The organism is Methylobacterium sp. DB0501 (assembly GCF_011043735.1).
Lineage (GTDB): Bacteria > Pseudomonadota > Alphaproteobacteria > Rhizobiales > Beijerinckiaceae > Methylobacterium > Methylobacterium alsaeris.
This window is the reverse complement of the sequence record NZ_JAAKGV010000018.1, coordinates 1-20819: the sequence shown is the minus strand read 5'-3', so window position 1 is coordinate 20819 and position 20819 is coordinate 1. Positions and strand designations below refer to the sequence as shown.

General features: G+C 71.7%; 20 protein-coding genes. 11 read left to right on the top strand and 9 right to left on the bottom strand.

Going from position 1 to position 20819, the window contains the following annotated elements:
• Window positions 1–5 precede the first annotated feature (5 nt).
• The 8 genes from mnhG to G4G93_RS23975 form a co-directional block, all read right to left on the bottom strand.
• On the bottom strand, window positions 6–347 hold the full coding sequence (gene mnhG, locus G4G93_RS24010) for a monovalent cation/H(+) antiporter subunit G (RefSeq protein ID WP_165088024.1): 342 nt from the start codon (window positions 345–347) through the stop codon (window positions 6–8).
• Window positions 344–628 (bottom strand): K+/H+ antiporter subunit F, encoded by a 285-nt coding sequence (locus G4G93_RS24005; RefSeq protein ID WP_165088021.1) that lies wholly within the window; start codon window positions 626–628, stop codon window positions 344–346. The genes mnhG and G4G93_RS24005 overlap by 4 nt, the downstream gene beginning before the upstream one ends.
• Window positions 625–1113, bottom strand: coding sequence for a Na+/H+ antiporter subunit E (locus G4G93_RS24000; protein ID WP_165088018.1), 489 nt, complete (start codon window positions 1111–1113; stop codon window positions 625–627). The genes G4G93_RS24005 and G4G93_RS24000 overlap by 4 nt, the downstream gene beginning before the upstream one ends.
• Complete coding sequence (locus G4G93_RS23995; protein ID WP_395414064.1) at window positions 1110–2711, bottom strand: monovalent cation/H+ antiporter subunit D; 1602 nt, start codon at window positions 2709–2711, stop codon at window positions 1110–1112. Before G4G93_RS23995 ends, G4G93_RS24000 begins: the two co-directional genes overlap by 4 nt.
• Complete coding sequence (locus G4G93_RS23990; RefSeq protein WP_165088015.1) at window positions 2708–3103, bottom strand: Na+/H+ antiporter subunit C; 396 nt, start codon at window positions 3101–3103, stop codon at window positions 2708–2710. Before G4G93_RS23990 ends, G4G93_RS23995 begins: the two co-directional genes overlap by 4 nt.
• The gene (locus G4G93_RS23985; protein ID WP_165088013.1) at window positions 3103–6033 is read right to left on the bottom strand and encodes a monovalent cation/H+ antiporter subunit A; all 2931 of its coding nucleotides are present in this window, start codon (window positions 6031–6033) and stop codon (window positions 3103–3105) included. Before G4G93_RS23985 ends, G4G93_RS23990 begins: the two co-directional genes overlap by 1 nt.
• Window positions 6034–6271: 238 nt before the next feature.
• Complete coding sequence (locus G4G93_RS23980) at window positions 6272–7417, bottom strand: GGDEF domain-containing protein (RefSeq protein ID WP_165088010.1); 1146 nt, start codon at window positions 7415–7417, stop codon at window positions 6272–6274.
• 180 nt (window positions 7418–7597) lie between these two features.
• Entirely contained in the window at window positions 7598–8467 is an 870-nt protein-coding gene (locus tag G4G93_RS23975) for a LysR family transcriptional regulator (RefSeq protein ID WP_165088007.1), read from the bottom strand.
• A gap of 102 nt (window positions 8468–8569) precedes the next feature.
• On the opposite strand from G4G93_RS23975, the gene pdxA reads away from it, so the two are divergent.
• Together pdxA and G4G93_RS23965 are read left to right on the top strand one after the other, a co-directional pair.
• Entirely contained in the window at window positions 8570–9577 is a 1008-nt protein-coding gene (gene pdxA, locus G4G93_RS23970) for a 4-hydroxythreonine-4-phosphate dehydrogenase PdxA (protein ID WP_246736982.1), read from the top strand.
• A gap of 106 nt (window positions 9578–9683) precedes the next feature.
• Window positions 9684–10358, top strand: a complete 675-nt coding sequence (locus G4G93_RS23965; protein ID WP_165088004.1) for a 4-hydroxythreonine-4-phosphate dehydrogenase — start codon at window positions 9684–9686, stop codon at window positions 10356–10358.
• A 309-nt stretch (window positions 10359–10667) separates the two neighbouring features.
• Here G4G93_RS23965 and G4G93_RS23960 read toward each other — a convergent pair whose 3' ends face one another.
• A complete protein-coding gene (locus G4G93_RS23960; RefSeq protein ID WP_165088002.1) occupies window positions 10668–11561 on the bottom strand; it encodes a LysR substrate-binding domain-containing protein in 894 nt (297 codons plus the stop codon).
• Between the two features lie 172 nt (window positions 11562–11733).
• Between G4G93_RS23960 and G4G93_RS23955 the strand changes: the two genes are divergently transcribed.
• From G4G93_RS23955 to G4G93_RS23915, 9 genes are all read left to right on the top strand, one after another.
• Window positions 11734–12768, top strand: coding sequence for an ABC transporter substrate-binding protein (locus tag G4G93_RS23955; RefSeq protein ID WP_165088360.1), 1035 nt, complete (start codon window positions 11734–11736; stop codon window positions 12766–12768).
• Between the two features lie 341 nt (window positions 12769–13109).
• Window positions 13110–14162 (top strand): ABC transporter ATP-binding protein, encoded by a 1053-nt coding sequence (locus tag G4G93_RS23950; protein WP_165088357.1) that lies wholly within the window; start codon window positions 13110–13112, stop codon window positions 14160–14162.
• 20 nt (window positions 14163–14182) lie between these two features.
• The gene (locus G4G93_RS23945; protein ID WP_395414470.1) at window positions 14183–15073 is read left to right on the top strand and encodes an ABC transporter permease; all 891 of its coding nucleotides are present in this window, start codon (window positions 14183–14185) and stop codon (window positions 15071–15073) included.
• Window positions 15070–15870: an ABC transporter permease gene (locus G4G93_RS23940; RefSeq protein ID WP_165087999.1), complete on the top strand. Its 801-nt coding sequence runs from the start codon at window positions 15070–15072 to the stop codon at window positions 15868–15870. Before G4G93_RS23945 ends, G4G93_RS23940 begins: the two co-directional genes overlap by 4 nt.
• A gap of 35 nt (window positions 15871–15905) precedes the next feature.
• On the top strand, window positions 15906–17045 hold the full coding sequence (locus G4G93_RS23935) for an FAD-binding oxidoreductase (RefSeq protein WP_165087996.1): 1140 nt from the start codon (window positions 15906–15908) through the stop codon (window positions 17043–17045).
• A gap of 163 nt (window positions 17046–17208) precedes the next feature.
• On the top strand, window positions 17209–17505 hold the full coding sequence (locus tag G4G93_RS23930; RefSeq protein ID WP_165087993.1) for a (2Fe-2S)-binding protein: 297 nt from the start codon (window positions 17209–17211) through the stop codon (window positions 17503–17505).
• The gene (locus G4G93_RS23925; RefSeq protein ID WP_165087990.1) at window positions 17502–18920 is read left to right on the top strand and encodes an NAD(P)/FAD-dependent oxidoreductase; all 1419 of its coding nucleotides are present in this window, start codon (window positions 17502–17504) and stop codon (window positions 18918–18920) included. The genes G4G93_RS23930 and G4G93_RS23925 overlap by 4 nt, the downstream gene beginning before the upstream one ends.
• A complete protein-coding gene (locus G4G93_RS23920; RefSeq protein ID WP_165087987.1) occupies window positions 18917–20029 on the top strand; it encodes an FAD-binding oxidoreductase in 1113 nt (370 codons plus the stop codon). The genes G4G93_RS23925 and G4G93_RS23920 overlap by 4 nt, the downstream gene beginning before the upstream one ends.
• Before the next feature lie 15 nt (window positions 20030–20044).
• Window positions 20045–20389, top strand: coding sequence for a RidA family protein (locus G4G93_RS23915; protein WP_165087985.1), 345 nt, complete (start codon window positions 20045–20047; stop codon window positions 20387–20389).
• The last annotated feature ends 430 nt before the right edge of the window (window positions 20390–20819 follow it).

The following is a 20819-nucleotide window of genomic DNA, read 5'->3' as shown; positions in this document are numbered from 1 at the left end:
CCCGCTCACGGCTTCGGCGGTGCGCCGGGATTGCCCTCGTGGCGGTCGCGGTGGGCGGCGGCGCGGGCCAGCAGCAGCAGGGTGACCGGCGTGGTGACGGTAAGGAACAGGCCGATCAGCGCGTCGCGCAGGACGAGGCGGCCCTCGATCAGCGACAGCAGCAGCATCGAGCCGCACAGGATGAGCGCCGTGCCGAGCGTCGCGCCGAGGGTCGGGGCGTGGACGCGCTCGTAGAAGGTCTTGAGGCGCACGAGGCCCAGCGCCCCGGTGAGCGAGAAGGCGGCGCCGGTCAGCACCAGCGCGACGACGAGCCAGGCGGCCCAGAGGGGCAGGTCGGCGCCGGTCACTGGATCACCTCGCCCTGCATCAGGAACTTGGCCAGCGCCACGGTGGCGGTGAAGCCGATCATGCCGATGATCAGGGCCGCCTCGAAATAGAGCCCGCTGCCGGTGCGCATGCCGTGGACCACGATCGTCAGCATGCCGTTCAGGTACAGCGTGTCGAGGCCGAGGATGCGGTCGTGGGCCCGCGGGCCGCGTAAGCAACGCCAGGCGGCGAGCGCCATCGCCAGGACCAGCGCCCCTTGCGCGAGGCCGAGACCCCAATCGAGAACCGCCGCGGCGCTCATGCGAAGATCTCCATCAGGGGCCGCTCGTAGCGGTCCTTCACCCGCCGGACCCACTCGTCCCCGTCGGTATAGTCGAGCACGTGCAGGAGCAGGTGCCCCGTATCGGAATCGTACTGCACCCAGAGCGTGCCGGGCGTCGCCGTGAGGATGACCGCCAGGACCGTGAGGCCGAACGGCTCGCGCAGGTCGAGGGGGATCGATACGAACCCCGTCCGCCGCTCGCCGCGTCGCAGGCCGAGGATGATCCGGGCGACGTCGATGTTGGATCGGACCATGTCGGCGAGGACGACGACCCCGAGCCGGGCGAGCGCGCCGGGCGCACGCACCCGGACGCTCTGCGGGCGCAGGGGCCGCATCGCGTGCGGAACCGCGAGGCCGACGGCCAGCGCCAGCAGGGCGCTCCCCGGCGTCGGCGGCGCGTTGAGGAGGAGCCAGGTCAGGGCCAGGGCGACCGACAGGACGGGATAGGGCAGGACCCGGCTCACCGCGCGCCTCCGTCGAGCACCGCCGCGATGTAGGCCTCGGGCGCCTTGAGCCACTGCATCGTCGCGTCGGCATAGGCCAGGGCCGGCCCGCCCCAGAGCGCCAGGGCGGCGCAGGCCGCCAGCAGGCCGCTGAGTGCCGTCAGCTCGGACAGGCGCAGGACCGGCGGGGGATCGTCGTTCGGCACCCACAGGTTGAGGATGCCGAGCCGCACCATCGGCATCAGGGTGAAGAGGCTCGACAGCGTGAGGCATGCGATCAGGCACCAGCCGGCGGCGGTGACCGTGCCGGCGGTGAGCCCGATGAAGATCGCGAGCTTGCCGACGAAGCCCGGCAGCGGCGGCACGCCGGCCAGCACCAGGGTGCAGAGGAGGAGGCCGACGCCGAGGATCGCGACCCCGGCGGGGATCGCCCGGCCGACCTCGGTCGCGTCGGCGTCGTCGAAGGGATCGCGGTACTCGTCGGCGAAGACCGGCTGCGCCGCCTCGACCGGGTCGCGGCCGCGCTGGAGGATCTCGGCCAGGAGGAACAGCGCGCCCGCCGCCAGCGTCGAGCCGACGAGGTAGTAGAGCGCGCCGGCGAGCGCCGCCTCGCTGCCGGTGCCGAGGACCGCCAGCACCGTGCCCGAGGAGATCATCACCGCGTAGCCGGCCGCCCGGGTGAGGTCGCGGGAGGCGAGGATCCCGACCGTGCCGAAGGCGATGGTGGCGAGCCCGGCGACCAGGATCGCGCCCTGCCCGAAGCCCGCCGACAGCCCGGCCCCGAACAGCAGCAGGCTCAGGCGCAGGACCACGTAGACGCCGACCTTCGAGAGGATCGCCAGGATCGCGGCGGCGGGCGCGCTCGCCGCCGCGTAGGTGGTCGGCAGCCAGAAGCCGAGCGGCCAGGCGCTGCACTTGATGAGGAAGGCGAGGCCGAGGATCGCGCAGCCGACCTCGAACAGGGCGAGTTCGCCGGCCCCGGGAGCGGCGAGGCGCCGGGCGAGGTCGGCCATGTTGAGCGTGCCCATTGTGCCGTAGACCAGGCTGACGCCGATCAGGAAGAACAGCGAGGCGACGAGGTTGACGGCGATGTAGCCCAGCCCCGCCCGGATCCGCGTCTCGCCCGAGCCGTGCAGCACCAGGCCGTAGGAGGCCGCCAGCATCACCTCGAAGAACACGAACAGGTTGAACAGGTCGCCGGTCAGGAAGGCGCCGTTGACGCCCATGAGCAGCAGCAGGAACAGGCCGTGGAAGCGCGGGCCCGCCCGCCCCCAGCGGGCGAAGGAGAAGACGAGCGCGCAGAGCCCGAGGAGGCCGGCGAGCGCCAGCATCATCGCCGACAGCCGGTCGGCGACGAGGACGATGCCGTAGGGCGCCGCCCAGTTGCCGACCCGGTAGACCTCCGGCGCGGCGCTCGTCCGTCCGACGAGGACGAGGGCGATGCCGACGAGCGCGAGCAAGGTGGCGAGGCTCAAGGCCTCCTTCAGCCGGCGCCGGCGGTCGTCGAGGAGGAACATCGCGCCCGCGACCGCGATCGGCAGCACGATCGGTAGCACGACGAGGTGGTCGGACCAGGCGACGGAGGGGGGCAGGGCCGGCGGGGTCATCGGCGGGGTCATGGCTGCGGCCGCCCCGGATGCGGCTCGCCGGGGCTCTGCTGGCCTGGATGCGGCTCGCGTCCGTCGACGTGGTCGCTGCCGGTGATGCCGCGGGCGGCGAGCAGGACCACCAGAAACAGGGCGGTGAGGGCGAAGCTGATCACCAGGGCGGTCAGCACCAGGGCCTGGGTCACTGGATCGTCGACGAAGACGCTGTCCTGCCCGATGCCGGTCCCCGCGCCGAGCACCGGCGGCGCGCCGACGGTGAGGCGGCCCATGGCGAAGATGAACAGGTTGACGGCGTAGCTCAGGAGCGACAGCCCGAGCGCGACCTGGAAGCTGCGCGGGCGCAGCATCAGCCACACCCCGGCGGCGGCCAGCACGCCGATGCCGAGGGACAGGACGAGTTCCATCAGGCGCGCTCCTCGCTGGCTTCCCGCTCGGCCTGTCCTTGCGCGACCCGGGTGCGGCGCAGGGACTGGTGGGCGAGGGCGACGAGCATCAGGGCGCTCGCGCCGACCACCAGGACCATGATGCCGAGGTCGAACACCAGGGCGCTCGCGACCGGGACCTTGCCGAGGATCGGGAATTTCCAGTAGGCGAAGTAGGCGGTGAGGAACGGCCGCCCGGCGAGCCAGGACCCGGCCCCGGCCAGCACCGCGACGAGGAGGCCGAGGCCGATCCAGGCGATCGGCTGGATGCGCAGGCGCTCCTCCACCCAGGCCGCACCCCAGGCCATGTATTGCAGCATGAAGGCGACGGTGAGCGCGATGCCGGCCGCGAAGCCCCCGCCCGGCAGGTCGTGCCCGCGCAGGAACAGGTGCAGGGCGAGCAGGATGATGAACGGGAACAGCCAGGTCGTCACGAGGCGGGGCACCAGCAGGGCGTCGGCCGTCGTGTGGCCCGGCTCGCGGCCCTCGCTGCTCCGGTCGTCGGCGTCGTGGCGGCGCTGCTGGGCCGGCCGCTCCAGGCTGTCGGGGGCGGGGCGGAAGCGGCGCAGGAGCGCGAACACCGTCAGCCCGACGATCCCGAGCACGGCAATCTCGCCCAGCGTGTCGAAGGCGCGGAAATCGACCAGCAGCACGTTGACGACGTTGCGCCCGCCGGCCTGCGGATAGGCCTCCTCCACGAACCAGCGGCCGATCCCGTCGACCGCCGGCCGGGTCATCACGGCATAGGCGATCGTCGCGAGGCCGAGGCCCGCGGCGAGGGCGATGACGAGGTCGGTGACGCGGCGCCGGCGCGCCCGCACCCGCTCCGAATCCGGGACCGGGATCGCCCGGTCGCGTTTGGGGAGCCAGCGCAGGCCGAGGAGCAGCATCGCCGTGGTGACGATCTCGACGAGGATCTGGGTCACCGCGAGGTCGGGCGCGGAGAGCCACAGGAAGGTGAGGCTGCTGACGAGGCCGGCCCCGCCGACCAGGATCACCGCCGACAGGCGGTGGTACTTCGCGCGCTCCGCCGCGCCGAGGGCGCAGGCGGCGCCGACCAGCCACATCAGGGCGAAGGCCGGATCGAAGGCGGTCGCCCGGCCCGGCGCGAGGAGGTCGAGCCCGCGCGCGACGCCGGCGGCGGCCGCCGCCGCGAGGGCGGCGAGGAACAGGATGCGCAGTTGCGGCTGCAGGTGCTCCGTGCCGAGCCTGGCCTCGAGCCAGCGGGCGCCCTTCACGAGGCCGGTCATCCCGCGCTCGAACAGCCAGCCGCCGTCGAGACGGTGCATCAGCCAGGGACCGCCGCGGGGATTGGTGTCGATCCGTGCTCCGAACACCCGGTAGAGCGCGACCCCGCCGGCGAGCGCCAGCACGCTCATGGCGAGCGGCGCGTTGAACCCGTGCCAGATCGCGAGGTCGTAGTCGGGCATCCGCTCGCCCAGGACGGCCCGGGCCGCACCTGCGAGCGCCGGCCCGATCGTCAGGTTCGGCACGAGGCCGATCGCGACGCACACGAGGACCAGGGCCTCGATCGGGATGCGCATCCAGCGCACCGGCTCGTGGGGAGCGTGCGGCAGGTCGCGGGCGGGCGGCCCGAAGAAGGTCTGGCGGATGAAGCGGAGGGAGTAGAGCACCGTGAAGGCGCTCGCCAGCGTCGCCAGCACCGGCAGGGCGAGGTTGAGCCAGTGCTCCCCGGTACTGTCCACGGCCTCGGCCAGGAACATCTCCTTCGACAGGAAGCCGTTGAGGAGCGGCACGCCGGCCATCGCGGCGGCGGCGACCATCGCCAGGGTGGCGGTGTAGGGCATGGCGTGCCACAGGCCGCTCAGGCGGCGCATGTCCCGCGTCCCGGTCTCGTGGTCGATGATGCCGGCGGCCATGAACAGCGAGGCCTTGAAGGTCGCGTGGTTCACGGTGTGGAAGATCGCCGCCACGACGGCGAGCGGCGAGTTGAGGCCGAGAAGCAGGGTGATCAGCCCGAGATGGCTGATGGTCGAGTAGGCGAGCAGGCCCTTGAGGTCGTGCTGGAAGATCGCGCTCCAGGACCCGACCAGCATCGTCGCCATGCCGGCGGTGCCGACGATCCAGTACCAGCTCTCGGTGCCGGCCAGGACCGGCCAGAACCGGATCATCAGGAAGATGCCGGCCTTCACCATCGTGGCCGAGTGCAGGTAGGCGCTGACCGGGGTCGGCGCCGCCATCGCCCGCGGCAGCCAGATGTGGAACGGCAGCTGCGCCGACTTGGTCAGCGCCCCGGCGAGCACCAGGACCAGGGCCGGCCCGTAGAGCGGGCTCTCGCGCACGACCGGGCCGGCGGCCAGCACCGCGTCGAGCTCGTAGCTGCCGGCGATGCGCCCGAGCAGCACCGCCCCGACGAGCAGGCACAGGCCGCCGGCGGCCGTGATGGTGAGCGCCATCCGGGCCCCGTCGCGGGCCGAGGCGTTGTCGGACCAGTAGCCGATCAGCAGGAACGACACGACGCTGGTCAGCTCCCAGAACACGACCAGCTGAATCAGGTTGCCGGACAGCACGATGCCGAGCATCGCGCCGACGAAGGCGAGGAGGTAGCAGTAGAGCCGCGGGATCGGATCGGCGGCGTCCATGTAGTAGCGGGCATAGAGCGCCACGAGGGCGCCGATCCCGAGCACCAGGACCGAGAAGATCCAGGCGAGCCCGTCGAGCCGCAGCACGAGGCGGATTCCGAGCGCCGGCAGCCAGTCGACGGCGAAGACCACCGGAGCGCCGGACGCGGCGAGGGGATAGAGCAGGCCGATGCAGGCGAGGCCCGTCACCGTGACGAAGCCGGCGAGGCCGGCGGCGGCGTTGCGCGCATGCCCAGGCAGGCAGATCGCGGCGGCGCTGCCGAGGAAGGGCAGGATCGCCGCGAGGACGAGGAGCAGTTCGGGCGCCATCGAAACGGGAACAAGGACCGGTTGGCGGGGGGCAGGCCGCACCCGCGCCGATGCACGGGATGCGCGCCGGGGACGGGATCGGGTCTGCGGGAGCGACGCACTCGGGCCGCGCGGATCGTTTCAAGGTAGGCCCGACGGGCGGGGCGACAAGGGAAAGGGGGGCCAGGGAAAGGGAGCAAGGGAACGCGAGGCAGGGGGACGCGAGGCGAGGGAACGCGAGGCGATCCGCCGGCCCGCCTCAGCTCGCCTGCGCGACCGGCCAGGGCCGGGGCCGCGCTTCGCGCACGCAGTCGCGTCCCGCCTCCTTGGCGGCGTAGAGCGCGAAATCCGCCTCCGGGAGCGCCGCCATCGCGCTGCCGTACCACGCGCAGGCGGCCACGCCGACCGAGACCGTGACCCTGTCGAGCCCCGCAATGCCGTCGAAAGCGGTCCCCGAGACCCGGTGGCGGATGGCTTCGGCGAAGGCCGGCCCGTCGAGCCCGCCCCGCCCGCCCGGACGCCCCCGGACGAGGCAGACGAACTCTTCACCCCCGAAGCGTCCGACCGTGTTGTCCGGACCCGCCTCCGCCGCGATGGCGGCGGCGACCGCCTTGATCACGGCATCGCCCGCCAGGTGGCCGAACCGGTCATTGATCGCCTTGAAGCGGTCGATGTCGATCATCACCACCGCCCGGATGGTCCGCGCCCCGGCGGGCCGGGCATCGTCCTCGGCGATCAGGTCGCCGAGGTGGCGCCGGTTGAAGACGCCCGTCAGGGGGTCGCTGATGACCAGCTGGCGCACGGTCTCGTTCATCCGGGCGAGGCCGGCGATCGCCAGGCCGCGCTCGTAATCGACCAGGAAGACGAAGACCGACAGGCAGACCACGAGGTAGATCATGCCGATGCTGGAGACGATCTGCAGGTCGGCGGGGTCGAAGGCACGCGGCACCATCCAGGCATGGCCCACGATTCCCAGCGACACCATCGCCACGACCGTGACCAGGGTCCAGGCCAGCCCGCAGGCGAGGCCGCCGAGCATGATCGCAAGCACCGGCACGGCGGCGAGCCACGCGCTTCCCGGCGACACGATGGTGCCGAAATAGACGACTTCGTAGGACTTGAATCCCAATAGAGCCGCGAGGAACAGTTCCCGCGCGAGCACGACGCTGCCGCTCCACCGGTGGATCAGCGGGGCGGCCATGAGGATGCCGCCGCAGACGACCAGGGCGGCGACGAGCGGCCACATCGCGTACCAGGCGAACAGGGCCAGGAAGCTCGGGACGGCGAGGCAGGCCAGGACGGACAGCCTGTGCAGGCGGTCGCCGGAAGTCGCGGCGGCGTTGAGCGCCTCCGCCTGAGGGGTGAGAAGCAGGCGAAGCAGCCGCCTCTTCAACGCCTGGACCATGTCGCCTCCTGCCGCGACATCCGAAGCGGCGTCCCGAGCCTGTCCCTGATAGTGGAAGAACGTTACGGAAATCGCAGCAGTGACGCGCGTGTTTTGATGTGATTGACGCTCGGTAAATGTGGCGCGGCGCGTCGCCGGAGGGCCGCGTCGCTCCGGGAGACGAGGCGATCCCGGCCGCGTTCAGCCCGTCACGGCTTCTCGCCGCAGCCAGTCGCGCACCGTCTCGGCGGCCTCGGACAGCCCGGAGGCGCGGGGATGGATCAGCCCGTAATGCGTGCCGTCCGGCACGAACCCGCACGGCGCCACGAGCCGGCCGAGCGCGACGTCGCCGCTCACGATGACCTCGGGCGCGAGCGCGACGCCGAGGCCGCCCAAAGCCGCCTCGGTCATCAGGAAGTGGTGGTCGAGGAGCCGCAGGCTCCGGGGCCGCGGGACCTGCGGGTGCGCGCCGAGCCAGTCGGGCCAGGCCTTCGGGCGGGTGCGGGAGCCCAGCGCCACGTAATCCCCGAGGGCGAAGCGCTCGCGCAGGCTCGGGCCCATCACCGGGCCGACCCGTTCGGGCATCAGCTCCCGCACCGCCCAGGCCGGGTCGAGGGCGAAGTCGAGCCGCCGGATCGCGAGGGTCACCCGCTCGCGGGTGAAATCGAGGCTGCCGCCCCCCGTCGACAGGTGGATCTCGATCTCGGGATGCCGGTCCTGGAAGGCCGAGAGGCGCGGGATCAGCCACCGCATCGCCAGCGAGCGTTCGCAGGACACAACGACGGGGCCGGATCCCGGCGCGGCGCGGATCGCCGACAGGCTGTCCTCGATCAGCGCGAAGGCCTTCGTGGTCGCCTCCGACAGGGCGGCCCCGTCCCGGGTCAGCCGCAGGCCCCGCCCGGCCGGCTCGAACAGCCGCAAGCCGAGATCCCCGGCGAGCTTGGCGACCCGCCGGCTGACGGCGCCGTGCGTCAGCGACAGCTCGCCCGCCGCCTGCCGCACGGAGCCGAGGCGCGCCACGGTCTCGAAGGCCCGCAGGTCGTCCAGCGAGGGCAGGTCCGAACGCTTCATCGGTGATCTCTCGTCACCGGATTACGTCAGACCCTCTCGCTCGTCCAGCGCGCTGCGGCCGGTATGGTGGGCCTCGACCCCGCCGCGAGGCCAAGGACGACCATGCCCCCTGCTCCCGAGTCCCGTCCTCCCCTCGCGGTCACCATGGGCGACCCGTCCGGCATCGGCCCGGAGATCGTCGTCCGCCTGTTCCTGCGGCGGCCCGACAGCAGGCGCTGGATCGTCGTCGGCGATCCGCTGGTGATGGCGGACGCGGTCCGGCGCCTCGATGCGAGGATGGGCCTGCGCCGGATCGACCACGTCGAGGAGGCCCGGTTCGAGCCCGGTCTCCTCGAGATCCTGCCGAGCTCCGATCTCGCGGTGCTGCCGCCGGTCGGGCAGGTCTCCGCCGCGAGCGGGCGCGCGGCCTACGCGGCGATCCTGGCGGCGATCGGGCTGGCGCGGAGCGGCCGGGTCGCCGGCATCGTCACGGCGCCGATCCACAAGGAGGCGCTGTCGGCCGCCGGCTTCGCCTATCCGGGCCATACCGAGATCCTGGCCGAGCACGCGGACGGCGCCCGCGTCGCCATGATGCTGGCCAACGACGAGATCCGCACCGTCCTGGTGACGATCCATTGCGCGCTGTCGGAGGCGATCCGCCGGGGCGACTTCGCGGCCCAGATGGCGGCGATCCGGCTCGCCCACGCGGCCGGCCTGTCCCTCGGCATCACCGCCCCGCGGGTGGCGGTGGCGGGTCTCAACCCGCATGCCGGCGAGGGCGGCCTGTTCGGCGACGAGGAGATCCGCATCATCCGCCCGGCGATCGAGGCGGCGCGGGCGGAGGGCATCGACGCCTCCGGGCCGTGGCCGGGCGACACCGTGTTCATGCAGGCGCGCCGGGGGCGGTTCGACGTCGTGGTGGCGCAGTACCACGACCAGGGCCTGATCCCGGTGAAGTATATGGGCCTGGAGAAGGGCGTGAACGTCACGCTCGGGCTGCCCTTCGTGCGCACCAGCCCCGATCACGGCACCGCCTTCGACATCGCCGGTCGGGGATTGGCCGATCCGTCGAGCCTCGAGACCGCCGTCGGCTATGCCGAGCGACTGATCGCCCGCCGCGCCGCGGCGTAAGGCGGCGCGTCCCCGGCCTTCGACCTTCACCTTTGACCCGGACCGATTTTCTGCGACGATCCGGCCGCGACAGCGCCGGACATGCGCGAGCGGGGAGCCGCCATCCATGACAGCGTTCGACTTCATCTTCATGCTGACCCGGAACGACCGCACGGTGGCGGAGGCCGCCGGCCACGTCGCGACGGCGCTGGATTCCGGGATCCGGCATATCGGCTTCAAGGATATCGGCCTGCCCTTCGAGGCCCTGGACGACCTTGCCCGGGCGATCCGGCGCGGCGGCGCGACGACCTACCTGGAGGTCGTCTCCCTCGACCGGGAGAGCGAGATCCGCTCGGTGAAGGCGGCGCTGGACCTCGGCGTCGACTACTTGCTCGGCGGCACCCACGTCGACGACGTCCTGCCGCTGCTGGCGGGGACCGGCATCCGCTACTATCCGTTCCCGGGCCGCATCGTCGGCCATCCGAGCCGGCTCGAAGGGACGCAGGGCGAGATCGTCGCCAGCGCCGTCGCGCTCGCCGGGCGCGAGGGCGTCGCGGGCCTCGACCTCCTCGCCTACCGCTCCTCCCTCGACGTGCCGTCGCTCATCGCCGCCGTCTGCGCGGCGGTGCCGAAGCCGGTCATCGTGGCGGGCTCGGTCGACAGCCCCGCCCAGGTACGGGCGATCCGGCAGGCCGGCGCCGCCGCCTTCACGATCGGCACCTCGGCCCTCGACGGCCGGTTCCCGGCGGCGGGCACGGCGCTCGACCTGCAGCTCCGGGCGATCGACCGGGCGGCGGCTTGATCAAGCCGTCCCGCCCTGTCCCGGACGACGGGAGCGGAGCGGGAGATCCGGGAACCGGCACAGGACGTCGCGAAGCGTCCGCCCGTCTGCAACGTCATGATACGACATCCGGAGGATCCCTTCCGGATGTCGTATCACCAGCCCGCGCGGCGCCCGAGCGAAGCCGATTTCCGCATCGCGCAGCAATCAGTCGGACATCGTGCGAGAGGCAGAGCCGCTTCGCGGCACGCCTCCCCTCGATCCCGGGCCCTCGCCTGCGGCGAGCCCCGGGGATGGCCCGGAGGGTGTCGGCTCGCGGCCTCCCCCGGCTCAGAACGCCGCCAGCGAATCCCGCACCGCCGCCACCAGATCCAGGGCGACCGGGGAGGGGCTACGCTGGGGCGGGAACACCGCCGCGAACTCGAACTCGATCCGCGGCACGAAGGGCCGCACCACCACGCCGCGGCCCTCGAATTCCCGCGCGGTGAAGGGATCGGAGATCGACACGCCGATCCCCGACGAGACCAGCCCGCAGATGATCTCCGACAGGGCGGTCTCGATCCGCAAGGTCCGCCGCACCCCGTCGCGGTGGAAGGCCTGGTCGACCAGGTGGCGCCCGGTCGAGCCGGCGGTGAGCGATACGAAGGTCTCGCCCTCGAAGTCCCGCGGCGCCAGCTCCGCCTTCTCCGCCAGCCGGTGGCCCTCCGGCAGCACCGCGACCCGGGCCACCGCCGGCAGGCGCTCGTTCGGCACGCCGGCATGGGCGATCGGCACCTCGGCGAAGCCGACGTCGCACTGGTTGTTCATCACCCAGTCGACCACCAGCGGCGAGATCACCCCGAACAGCGACAGGTTCAGGTTCGGGCGCTCCTTCAGGAAGTGCCCGGTCAGCCGCGGCAGGTAGCCGTTGGCGAGCGCCGGCAACGCCGCGACCCGCAGGAAGCCGGTGCGCCGGCCGCGGATCTCCTCGGCCGCCGCCCCGATCCGCTCGAGCCCGACGAAGGAGCGCTCGACCTCGGTGTAGAGTGCCATCGCGGCCGCATTCGGCACCAGGCCGGTGCCGCGCTTCTCGAACAGCGGCATGTTGAGCACCGCCTGGAGGTCGCGCAGCAGGCGGCTCGCCGCCGGCTGGGTCACCCCCATCAGGGCGGCGGCCTCGGTGACGCTGCCGGTCAGCATCGTGGCGCGGAAGGCCTCGACCTGCCGCAGGTTGATCCGTGCCATCGCTCCTCCCGTCCGGCGGTCCCCCGTTTCGAACCATAACATTTCGGCATGAACGCCGCGCCATTTCGCATTGGACGATCGTGGGCCGGCCCGGCACCTTTTGCCCAACGAGACGGCACGGCACATTCTTGTGCAGTGCCGCATGGCGCTCGTGAGAGGAGACAGGTCCTTGGTGAAGCAGCTCGGCCTCCTGACCGCCCTCGGCCTCACGGCCCTGGCGACCTCCCTCGCACCCGCGACGGCGCAGCAGAAGACCCTCTACGTCGCCGGGTATGGCGGCTCGTTCGAGAAGACGATCCGCACCGAGGTCATCCCGGCCTTCGAGAAGGCCAACGACGTCAAGGTCGAGTACGTCGCCGGCAATTCCACCGACACGCTCGCCAAGCTCCAGGCCCAGAAGGGCAACCAGCAGATCGACGTCGCCATCGTCGACGACGGCCCGATGTACCAGGCGATCCAGCTCGGCTTCTGCGATCGCGTCGAGGGCGTGCCGAGCGACCTCTACGACCTCGCCCGCTTCAAGGACGACCGGGCCGTGGCGACCGGCCTCGTCGCGACGGGCATCATGTACAACACCAAGGTCTTTTCGGAGAAGGGCTGGGCGCCGCCGACCTCCTGGAACGACCTCAAGGACCCGAAATACCGCCAGGCCCTCGTCATCCCGCCGATCAACAACACCTACGGGCTCAACCTGCTGGTGATGCTGGCGCGGATGAACGGCGGCAGCGAGAAGACCGTCGACGCCGCGTTCAAGATCGTCAAGTCCGAGATCAACCCGAACGTGCTCGCCTACGAGCCGTCCCCCGGCAAGATGACCGAGCTGTTCCAGTCCGGCCAGGCGGTGATCGCGGTCTGGGGCACCGGCCGGGTGCAGGGGCTCGCCAATACCGGCTTCCCGGTCGATTTCGTCTATCCGAAGGAGGGGGCGGTCGCGCTCCTCACCGCCGCCTGCCCGGTGGCGAAGCCCAAGGCCTCGCCGCTCGCCAACGCCTTCATCAAGGCGCTGCTCGACCCCAGGGTGCAGCTCACGATGCTCAAGGAATACGGCTACGGCCCGGTGCTGAAATCGGTCGAGGTGCCGCCCGAGATCGTCAAGATGGCCCCGGTCGGCGCCCGCGCCGCTTCGCTCGTCACGCCGGACTGGACCGTGGTGAACGAGAAGCGCGAGGAGTGGACGAAGCGGTGGAACCGGGAGGTGGAGCGGTGACGGGGCGAGCGGCCTCTCCCGGCGGCGCCCCGAGTTCCGCAAGCGTTGCCGCGTAATGGCAGGTCTCCTCCGCTTCCCGCGAGCGGGGAGAGGACCGCGACCATCGTGTGGTCGACGCGGCGAGGCGTCCGCCGAGAGGGAGGTGCCGGATTGTGGCTTCTTCCGGAAACATCCCCTCACCCTCGTCCTGGGGGCTTGCCGCATCCCTCGAACAGGGACGCAACTCTCTCCCCGCCCGCGGGGAGAGGAGGAATCCGCTCCTTCTTGTCCCGGACAGGCGGCCTTTTCCCGCGACCCCACGAGCCCCGGACCCGCGCATGATTCCCACGCCCCGCTCCGCCGTGCCGCTGCTCGAACTCGACCGCGTCGCCAAGACCTTCGGCGGCCACGTCGCGGTCGAGGATTTCACCCTCGCGGTCTCTCCGGGCGAGTTCATCTCGTTCCTCGGCCCCTCGGGCTGCGGCAAGACCACGACGCTGCAGATGATCGCCGGCTTCCTGGCCCCCTCCCGCGGGACGATCCGGCTCGAGGGCCGCGACCTGACGCAGGTCCACCCGTCGCGGCGCGGTCTCGGCATCGTCTTCCAGAGCTACGCGCTCTTTCCGCACATGACGGCGGCCGAGAACGTCGCCTTCGGTCTCGAGATGCAGCGGGTCTCGAGGGCTGAGCGCACCGAGCGGGTGCGCGCCGCCCTCGCGATGGTCGGGCTGTCCGGCTACGAGGACCGCCACCCGCGCCGGATGTCCGGCGGCCAGCAGCAGCGGGTGGCGCTCGCCCGCGCCCTCGTCATCCGCCCGAGCGTGCTGCTCCTCGACGAGCCGCTCTCGAACCTCGACGCCAAGCTGCGCGAGGAGATGCAGATCGAGCTGCGCCAGATCCAGCGCAATCTCGGCACCACCACGATCCTCGTCACCCACGACCAGACCGAGGCCCTGTCGCTCTCCGACCGGATCGTCGTGATGAGCAAGGGCCGCATCGAGCAGATCGGCACGCCGCAGGACACCTACGAGCGCCCGGCCTCGGCCTTCGTCGCCCAGTTCCTCGGCAAGACCAACGATTTCGCCGCCCGGGTCGAGGGCGCATCCCCGGCCCGGATCGTCGCCGGCGGCTGGAGCGCGCCGGCGCCGGTCGGCCTGCGCGGCCCGGTGACGATCAGCGTCCGCCCCGAGCGGATCGGATTCTCGGAAGAAGGCCTGCCGGGGCGGGTCGCCGCCCGGGTCTTCCAGGGCAATCACTGGCTGTTCCAGTGCGAGACCGAGTGCGGCCCGGCGATCGTGGTGCGGCCCAATGACGGTCTGGCCCAGCCCGGCGAGGGCGAGGCGGTGCGGCTCGCCTGGCGCCCGGAAGACATGAGCATCCGGGATATGGGCCTGCGGGCGGGAGCCGTCGCGTGAGCGCCGCCGCCACGACCACGCTGCCCGCCGCCGCCACGGCGACGCCGCCCGAGCCCCGCGCCAGCCGCGCGCCGCTCTGGCTGATCCTGCCGGCGCTCCTGCTCTTCGTCGGCATCGTCCTGGTGCCGCTGGCGATGACGGTGCTGCTGTCGTTCCACGATTGGGGCCAGTACAAAGGCATCGAGCCGGTCCTGGTCCTGAAGAACTGGCACGAGATCGCGACCGATCCGTATTACGCCGAGATGTTCGGGCGCACGCTGCGCATCGCGCTCGTCACCACGGTCGCGACCGCGCTGCTCGGCGCGCCGGAGGCCTACATCCTCAACCGGATGAGCGGGCGCTGGCGCGGGATCTTCCTGCTCCTGATCCTCGGGCCGCTCCTCATCTCGGTGGTGGCGCGCACGCTGGGCTGGGCCTTGCTGTTCGGCGGCGCGAACGGGCTCGCCAACAAGCTCCTGATGTCGCTCGGGCTGATCTCCTCGCCGCTGCCGTTCCTGTTTACCGAGACCGGCGTGGTGATCGCCCTCGTCCACGTGATGATGCCGTTCATGGTGCTGTCGGTCTGGGCGGCGCTTCAGCGCCTCGACCCGCAGGTCGAGCACGCGGCGATGTCGCTCGGCGCCGGTCCGCTCACCATCATCCGCCGCATCGTCCTGCCGCAGATCATGCCGGGCGTGCTGTCGGGCGCCATCATCGTGTTCTCGCTCTCGGCCAGCGCCTTCGCGACGCCGGCGATCATCGGCGGGCGCCGGCTCAAGGTCGCGGCGACGCTCGCCTACGACGAGTTCCTCAACACGCTGAACTGGCCGCTGGGCGCCGCGGTGGCGGTGCTGCTGCTGGCCGGCCTCGTGCTGATCGTCGTCGGCGCCAATGCGCTGGTCGAGCGTCGCTATGCGGAGGTCTCCCGATGAGCCGCAACGGCCCCCTGGCGCTCGCCTTCCACGGCCTGTTCGTGACCTTCATGCTGGCGCCGATCGTCGTCGTCTGCCTCGTCGCCTTCACGCCCGAGGGCTTCCTGTCGCTGCCGACGAACGGGTTCTCGCTGCGCTGGTTCAGGGCGATCGCCGACTACCCCGAATTCGTCCACGCCTTCTGGGTCAGCCTCGGGCTCGGCGCGCTGTCCTCGCTCGTCGCCCTCGTCTTCGCGGTGCCGGCGGCGCTCGCGCTGACCCGCTACGCGGTGCCGGGCCGCGGCGCCCTCCAGGCGCTGTTCCTGTCGCCGCTGATGATCCCGCACGTGGTGCTCGGCGTCGCCTTCCTGCGCTTCTTCACGGCGCTCGGCTTCGGCGGCACCTTCCTGGCGCTGCTCGCCGCCCACATCGTCGTGGTCTTCCCTTTCGCCTTCCGGCTGACGCTGGCGGCGGCGGCCGGGCTCGATCCGTCGGTGGAGCGGGCGGCGATCTCCCTCGGGGCCGGCGGGGTCACGCTGTTTCGCCGGGTGACGCTGCCGCTGATCCTGCCGGGGGTGGTGAGCGGCTGGGCGCTCGCCTTCATCCAGTCCTTCGACGACCTGACCATGACGGTCTTCCTCGCCGCGCCCGGCACCGAGACGCTGCCGGTGCGCATGTTCCTCTACATCCAGGACAACATCGATCCCCTGGTGACCTCGGTCTCGGCCTGCGTGATCGCCGTCACCATGGCGTTCCTCGTCGTCCTCGACCGCCTCTACGGCCTCGACCGCGTGCTCGCCGGCAAGGGCAGCCATTGAGGGTGGTCACTGACCGCGGCGCGTTAGGAGTTCACATGTCCAAGGACTACGACGTCGCCGTCATCGGCGGCGGCCTGCTCGGCTCGGCCATCGCCTGGGGCCTCGGCCGGCTCGGGCAGAGGACGGCCGTCCTCGACGAGGGCGACGTCACCAAGCGGGCCTCGCGGGCGAACTTCGCCCTCGTCTGGGTGCAGAGCAAGGGGCTCGGCATGCCGGCCTATACCGGCTGGACCGTGCGTGGGGCGCGAAGCTGGGCGAACCTCGCCACCGCCCTCCGGGCGCAGACCGGGGTGGACGTCGCGCTGCAGCAGAATGGCGGTTTCCACCTCACCCTCGGCGAGGACGAGTACGGCCGCCGCGCCGACCTCGTCACCCGCATGCACAACCAGACCGGCGCCGCCGACTACCGGATGGAGATGGTCTCGGCGTCAGAGGCCGGCCGGGTGCTGCCCGGCCTCGGCCCGGAGGTCTCCGGGGGCAGCTTCTGCCCCCTCGACGGCCACGTGAACTCGTTGCGCACCTACCGGGCGCTGCACGCCGGGCTGAAGGCCTTCGGCGTCGATTACCTGCCCGAGCGGCCGGTCTCCGGGATCACCCGCGAGGGGGGCGAGTTCCGGCTCGCGACGCCGTCGGGCGAGGTGCGGGCGGCCAAGGTCGTGCTCGCCGCCGGCAACGCCAACCAGACGCTCGCCCCGATGGTCGGCCTCTCGGCGCCGATGGGCCCGACGCGGGGCCAGATCGTCGTCACCGAGCGCACCGAGCCGTTCCTGCCCCATCCGCTCTCTACCCTGCGCCAGACCGACGAGGGCACGGTGATGATCGGCGACAGCAAGGAGGACGTGCTCGACGACCGGTCGATGCGCCAGGGCATCAACGCCGTCATGGCCGACCGGGCGCAGCGCACCTTCCCGCACCTCGCCCGGCTCAACGTGGTGCGCAGCTGGTCCGGCATCCGGGTGATGCCGCGGGACGGATTCCCGATCTACGACCAGTCCGACGCGCATCCCGGCGCCTTCGTGGCCTGCTGCCATTCGGGCGTGACGCTCGCCGCCAACCACGCCTTCGAGATCGCCCGCATGATCGCGGCAGGAAGCCTGGAGCCGGACCTGGTCGGCGCCTTCTCGGCCAAGCGGTTCGAGGCGACCGAGAGGCGGGCCGGCAGCGGGTATTACTGAGAGATTTTCCGACGGGAGACAGCCGGGGACCAGCCACGGTCCCACCCCGCAGGGTCATCCCGGGCTCCGCTGCGCGGCCCCGGACTGACGAGGAGGGTGACGGTCGCGTCGGACCCTCAGCCATCTTCGACTATCGAACGAGGCCCCCGGGCCCGGAGACGCCATGTTCAAGCGATCCGTCCACGACACCAGACCCATCGTCCGCATCCTCGTCGAGGGCGCGCCGGTCGAGGCGCGGGCCGGCGACACCGTGTCGGCGGCGCTTCTCGCCTCCGGCCGCGACGTGCGCCGGCTCACCGCCGTCAGCGGGGCGCCGCGGCTGCCCTACTGCATGATGGGGGTGTGCTTCGACTGCCTCGTCACCATCGACGGCGTCGGCAACCGCCAGGGCTGCCTCGTGCCGGTGGCGGACGGGATGCGGATCGAGATCCAGAAGGGCAAGCGGGAGATCGGCCGATGAACAATGCCCCGAAGCGCGACGCCTACGATGTCGCGGTGATCGGCGCCGGCCCGGCGGGCCTCGCCGCCGCCGCCACCGCCGCCAAGGCCGGCCTCACGGTCCTGCTCCTCGACGAGAATGCCGGCCCCGGCGGCCAGGTCTGGCGCGCCATCACCTCGACCCCGCTGGCGGACCGTACCCAGCTCGGACAGGATTTCTGGAGCGGCGAGGACCTCGTCCGGGACTTGCGCGAGAGCGGCGCCGAGGTGATCCACCGCGCCACGGTCTGGAGCCTGGACGCCGCGCTCGAGATCGGCGTCTCGGTCGGCGGCGGCTCGGCCTTCGTGTCGGCGCGCCGCGTGATCCTGGCGACCGGCGCTCTGGAGCGGCCGTTCCCGATTCCCGGCTGGACGCTGCCCGGCGTGATGACCGCGGGTGCCGCGCAGACCCTGCTCAAGTCCTCCGGCCTGGTGCCGGACGAGCCGACGGTGATCGCCGGGCAGGGACCGCTGCTCTGGCTCCTCTCGGCGCAGATCCTGCGCCTCGGCGGCCGCATCGACCGGATCCTCGACACCACCGAGCGCAAGAACATCCTCGGTGCCCTGCCGCACGCGCCCGCCTTCGCGACATCGCCGTATTTCCGAAAGGGCCTCGCCCTGATGCGCGAGGTGCGTGCCAAGGTGAAGGTGGTCTCCGGCGTCACCGCGCTCGAAGCGCGAGGGGAGGGGACGCTGTCGAGCGTCACCTACCGGGTGGGTGCCCGCGAGGAGACGCTGCCGGCCTCGCTGCTGCTGCTGCACCAGGGCGTGGTGCCGAACGTCAACCTGGCGATGGCGGCGGGCGTCGCGCATGCCTGGGACGAGGTCCAGCTCGCCTGGCTGCCGGTGCTGGGTAAGGACGGTGCGACCTCGGTCGAGGGGATCGCGGTGGCGGGCGACGGCGCCGGGATCGGCGGGGCGGAGGCTGCGGCTTTGCGCGGCCGCCTCGCGGCGCTCGCCGCCATCGAGGCCCTGGCGCCGGCGGCGCTCGCGACGCTCCCCTCCGTTGCCGGCGTGCGGGCCGCGCTCGTCCGGGCCGAGCGGGGCCGGCCGTTCCTCGACCTGCTGTTCCGGCCGTCCCGGCCGTTCCGCATCCCCGCCGACGACACCACCGTCTGCCGCTGCGAGGAGATCACCGCCCGCGACATCCGCGAGGCGGTCGCCATCGGGGCGACGGGGCCGAACCAGCTCAAGGCCTACCGGCGCACCGGCATGGGCCCGTGCCAGGGCCGGCTCTGCGGCCTCACCGTCACCGAGCTGATGGCCGAGGCGCGGGGGAAGACGCCGCAGGAGATCGGCTATTATCGCCTGCGCGCGCCGGTGAAGCCGATCGCGCTCGCCGAACTCGCCGCCCTGCCGAAGTCGAAGGCCGATACCGAGGCGGTGGTGCGCGGATGACGATCCTCGCCGACGCCATCGTGATCGGGGGTGGCATCCATGGCTGCTCGACTGCGCTCCATCTCTGCCGGGCCGGGCTGAAGCCCGTCCTGATCGAGAAGGATTATGCCGGCCGCCACGCCTCCGGGGTCAATGCCGGCGGGGTGCGCCAGCTCGCCCGCCACGTCGCCGAGATCCCGCTCTCGATCCGCTCGATGGACCTCTGGGAGCGGATCGGCGACCTCGTCGACGACGAGTGCGGCTTCGAGAGCCATGGCCAGGTGCTGGTCGCCGAGGATGACGGCGAACTCGCCGCCTGCGCCGAGCGGGTCGCGGACCTTCAGGGCCGCGGCTTCACCCACGAGGAGCTGATCGACGGGGCGGAGCTGCGCCGGCTGGTGCCGGCGGTGGCGGAGACCTGCCCCGGCGGTGTCGTCTCGCGTCGCGACGGCGCGGCCCAGCCGGCCCGCACGGTGGCGGCGTTCCGGCGCAAGGCGGAACAGCTCGGGGCGACCATTCGCGAGGGCGAGCCGGCTGGACACGTGCGCCGCGAGGACGGGCTGTGGCGGGTCGACGTCGGAGCCGACACCTACGCGGCCCCGGTCCTCGTCAACGCCGCCGGGGCCTGGGCCGGGCGCATCGCGGAATCCCTCGGCGAGCCGGTGCCGGTCGAGACCGTGGCGCCGATGCTGATGATCACATCGAAGGTGCCGCACTTCATCGATCCCGTGGTGATCCTGCGCGGCCGCAAGCTGTCGTTCAAGCAGTTCGGTAACGGCACGGTGCTGATCGGCGGCGGCCACCTCGCGGTGCCGGACCAGGATCGGGGCACCACGATCCTCGACTGGCGCCGCCTCGCCGAGAGCGCCCGTACGGTGTTCGAGCTGTTCCCGGTGATGCGCGAGGCCCAGATCCTGCGCGCCTGGGCCGGTATCGAGGCCAGGATGAAGGACGACCTGCCGGTCCTTGGGCCGAGCGCCCGGCATCCGGGCCTCTATCACCAGTTCGGCTTCTCGCTGCACGGCTTCCAGCTCGGGCCGGCGGCGGGCGCCGTCATGGCCGAACTCATCGTCGAGGGCGGCACCCAGACCCGGATCGGCGCGCTCGGCATCGAGCGCTTCCGGTCCTGATCCAAGGACGAGACCATGACCATCACCCGCCAGATCCGCACCCCGATCATGCACCGCGCCGTCGAGGCGAACGGCCTCGTCTTCGTCGGCGGCACCATCGCCGACGACACCTCGGTGCCGATGGGGGCCCAGACCGAGAACATCTTAGGGAAGATCGCCGGCTACCTGAAGGAGGCCGGGACGGATGCCTCGCGCATCGTCGCGGCGACGATCTTCGTGACCGACCTGTCGCACAAGAAGGAGATGGACGCCGCCTGGACGCGATTCTTCGGCGACGACCTGCCGGCTCGCGCCACCGTCGGCGTCGCCGATCTCGGCGGCGGCGCGCTCATCGAGGTCGTGGTGACGGCTGCCAAGTAGGGCGACGGCCGCCCGCCCGCGACCTCTGGATCCGGGCGTGTTGACAGGCGAGCCGGCTACCCTTAGACAGCCGCTCACCGACGGGGCGCCGAGACGAACGGCCCGCTCCGACGAACCTTCCCAGAGACGATGAAGCAAGGGCCGGGGCAACCCGGCGCTGCTTTCTGTTCTCGGAAGGTCGAGATCGGGCTTCGGGCCCGATCAGCTCTTTGACAAGTTCATACGAGAAAGAGAAGCGTGGACGGCGTCGTCCCTGCGGATCCTGCCTCTGGGTGGGATCGTGAGTAGGATGATGCTGGTCTGACGTTTCGGTGCTCACACGATTGGTGGAAACGCCGATCGGTCGTGAGCCTCCGTTTATGTTGTGATCAGCTTTGATCAGCTCTTCAACTTGAGAGTTTGATCCTGGCTCAGAGCGAACGCTGGCGGC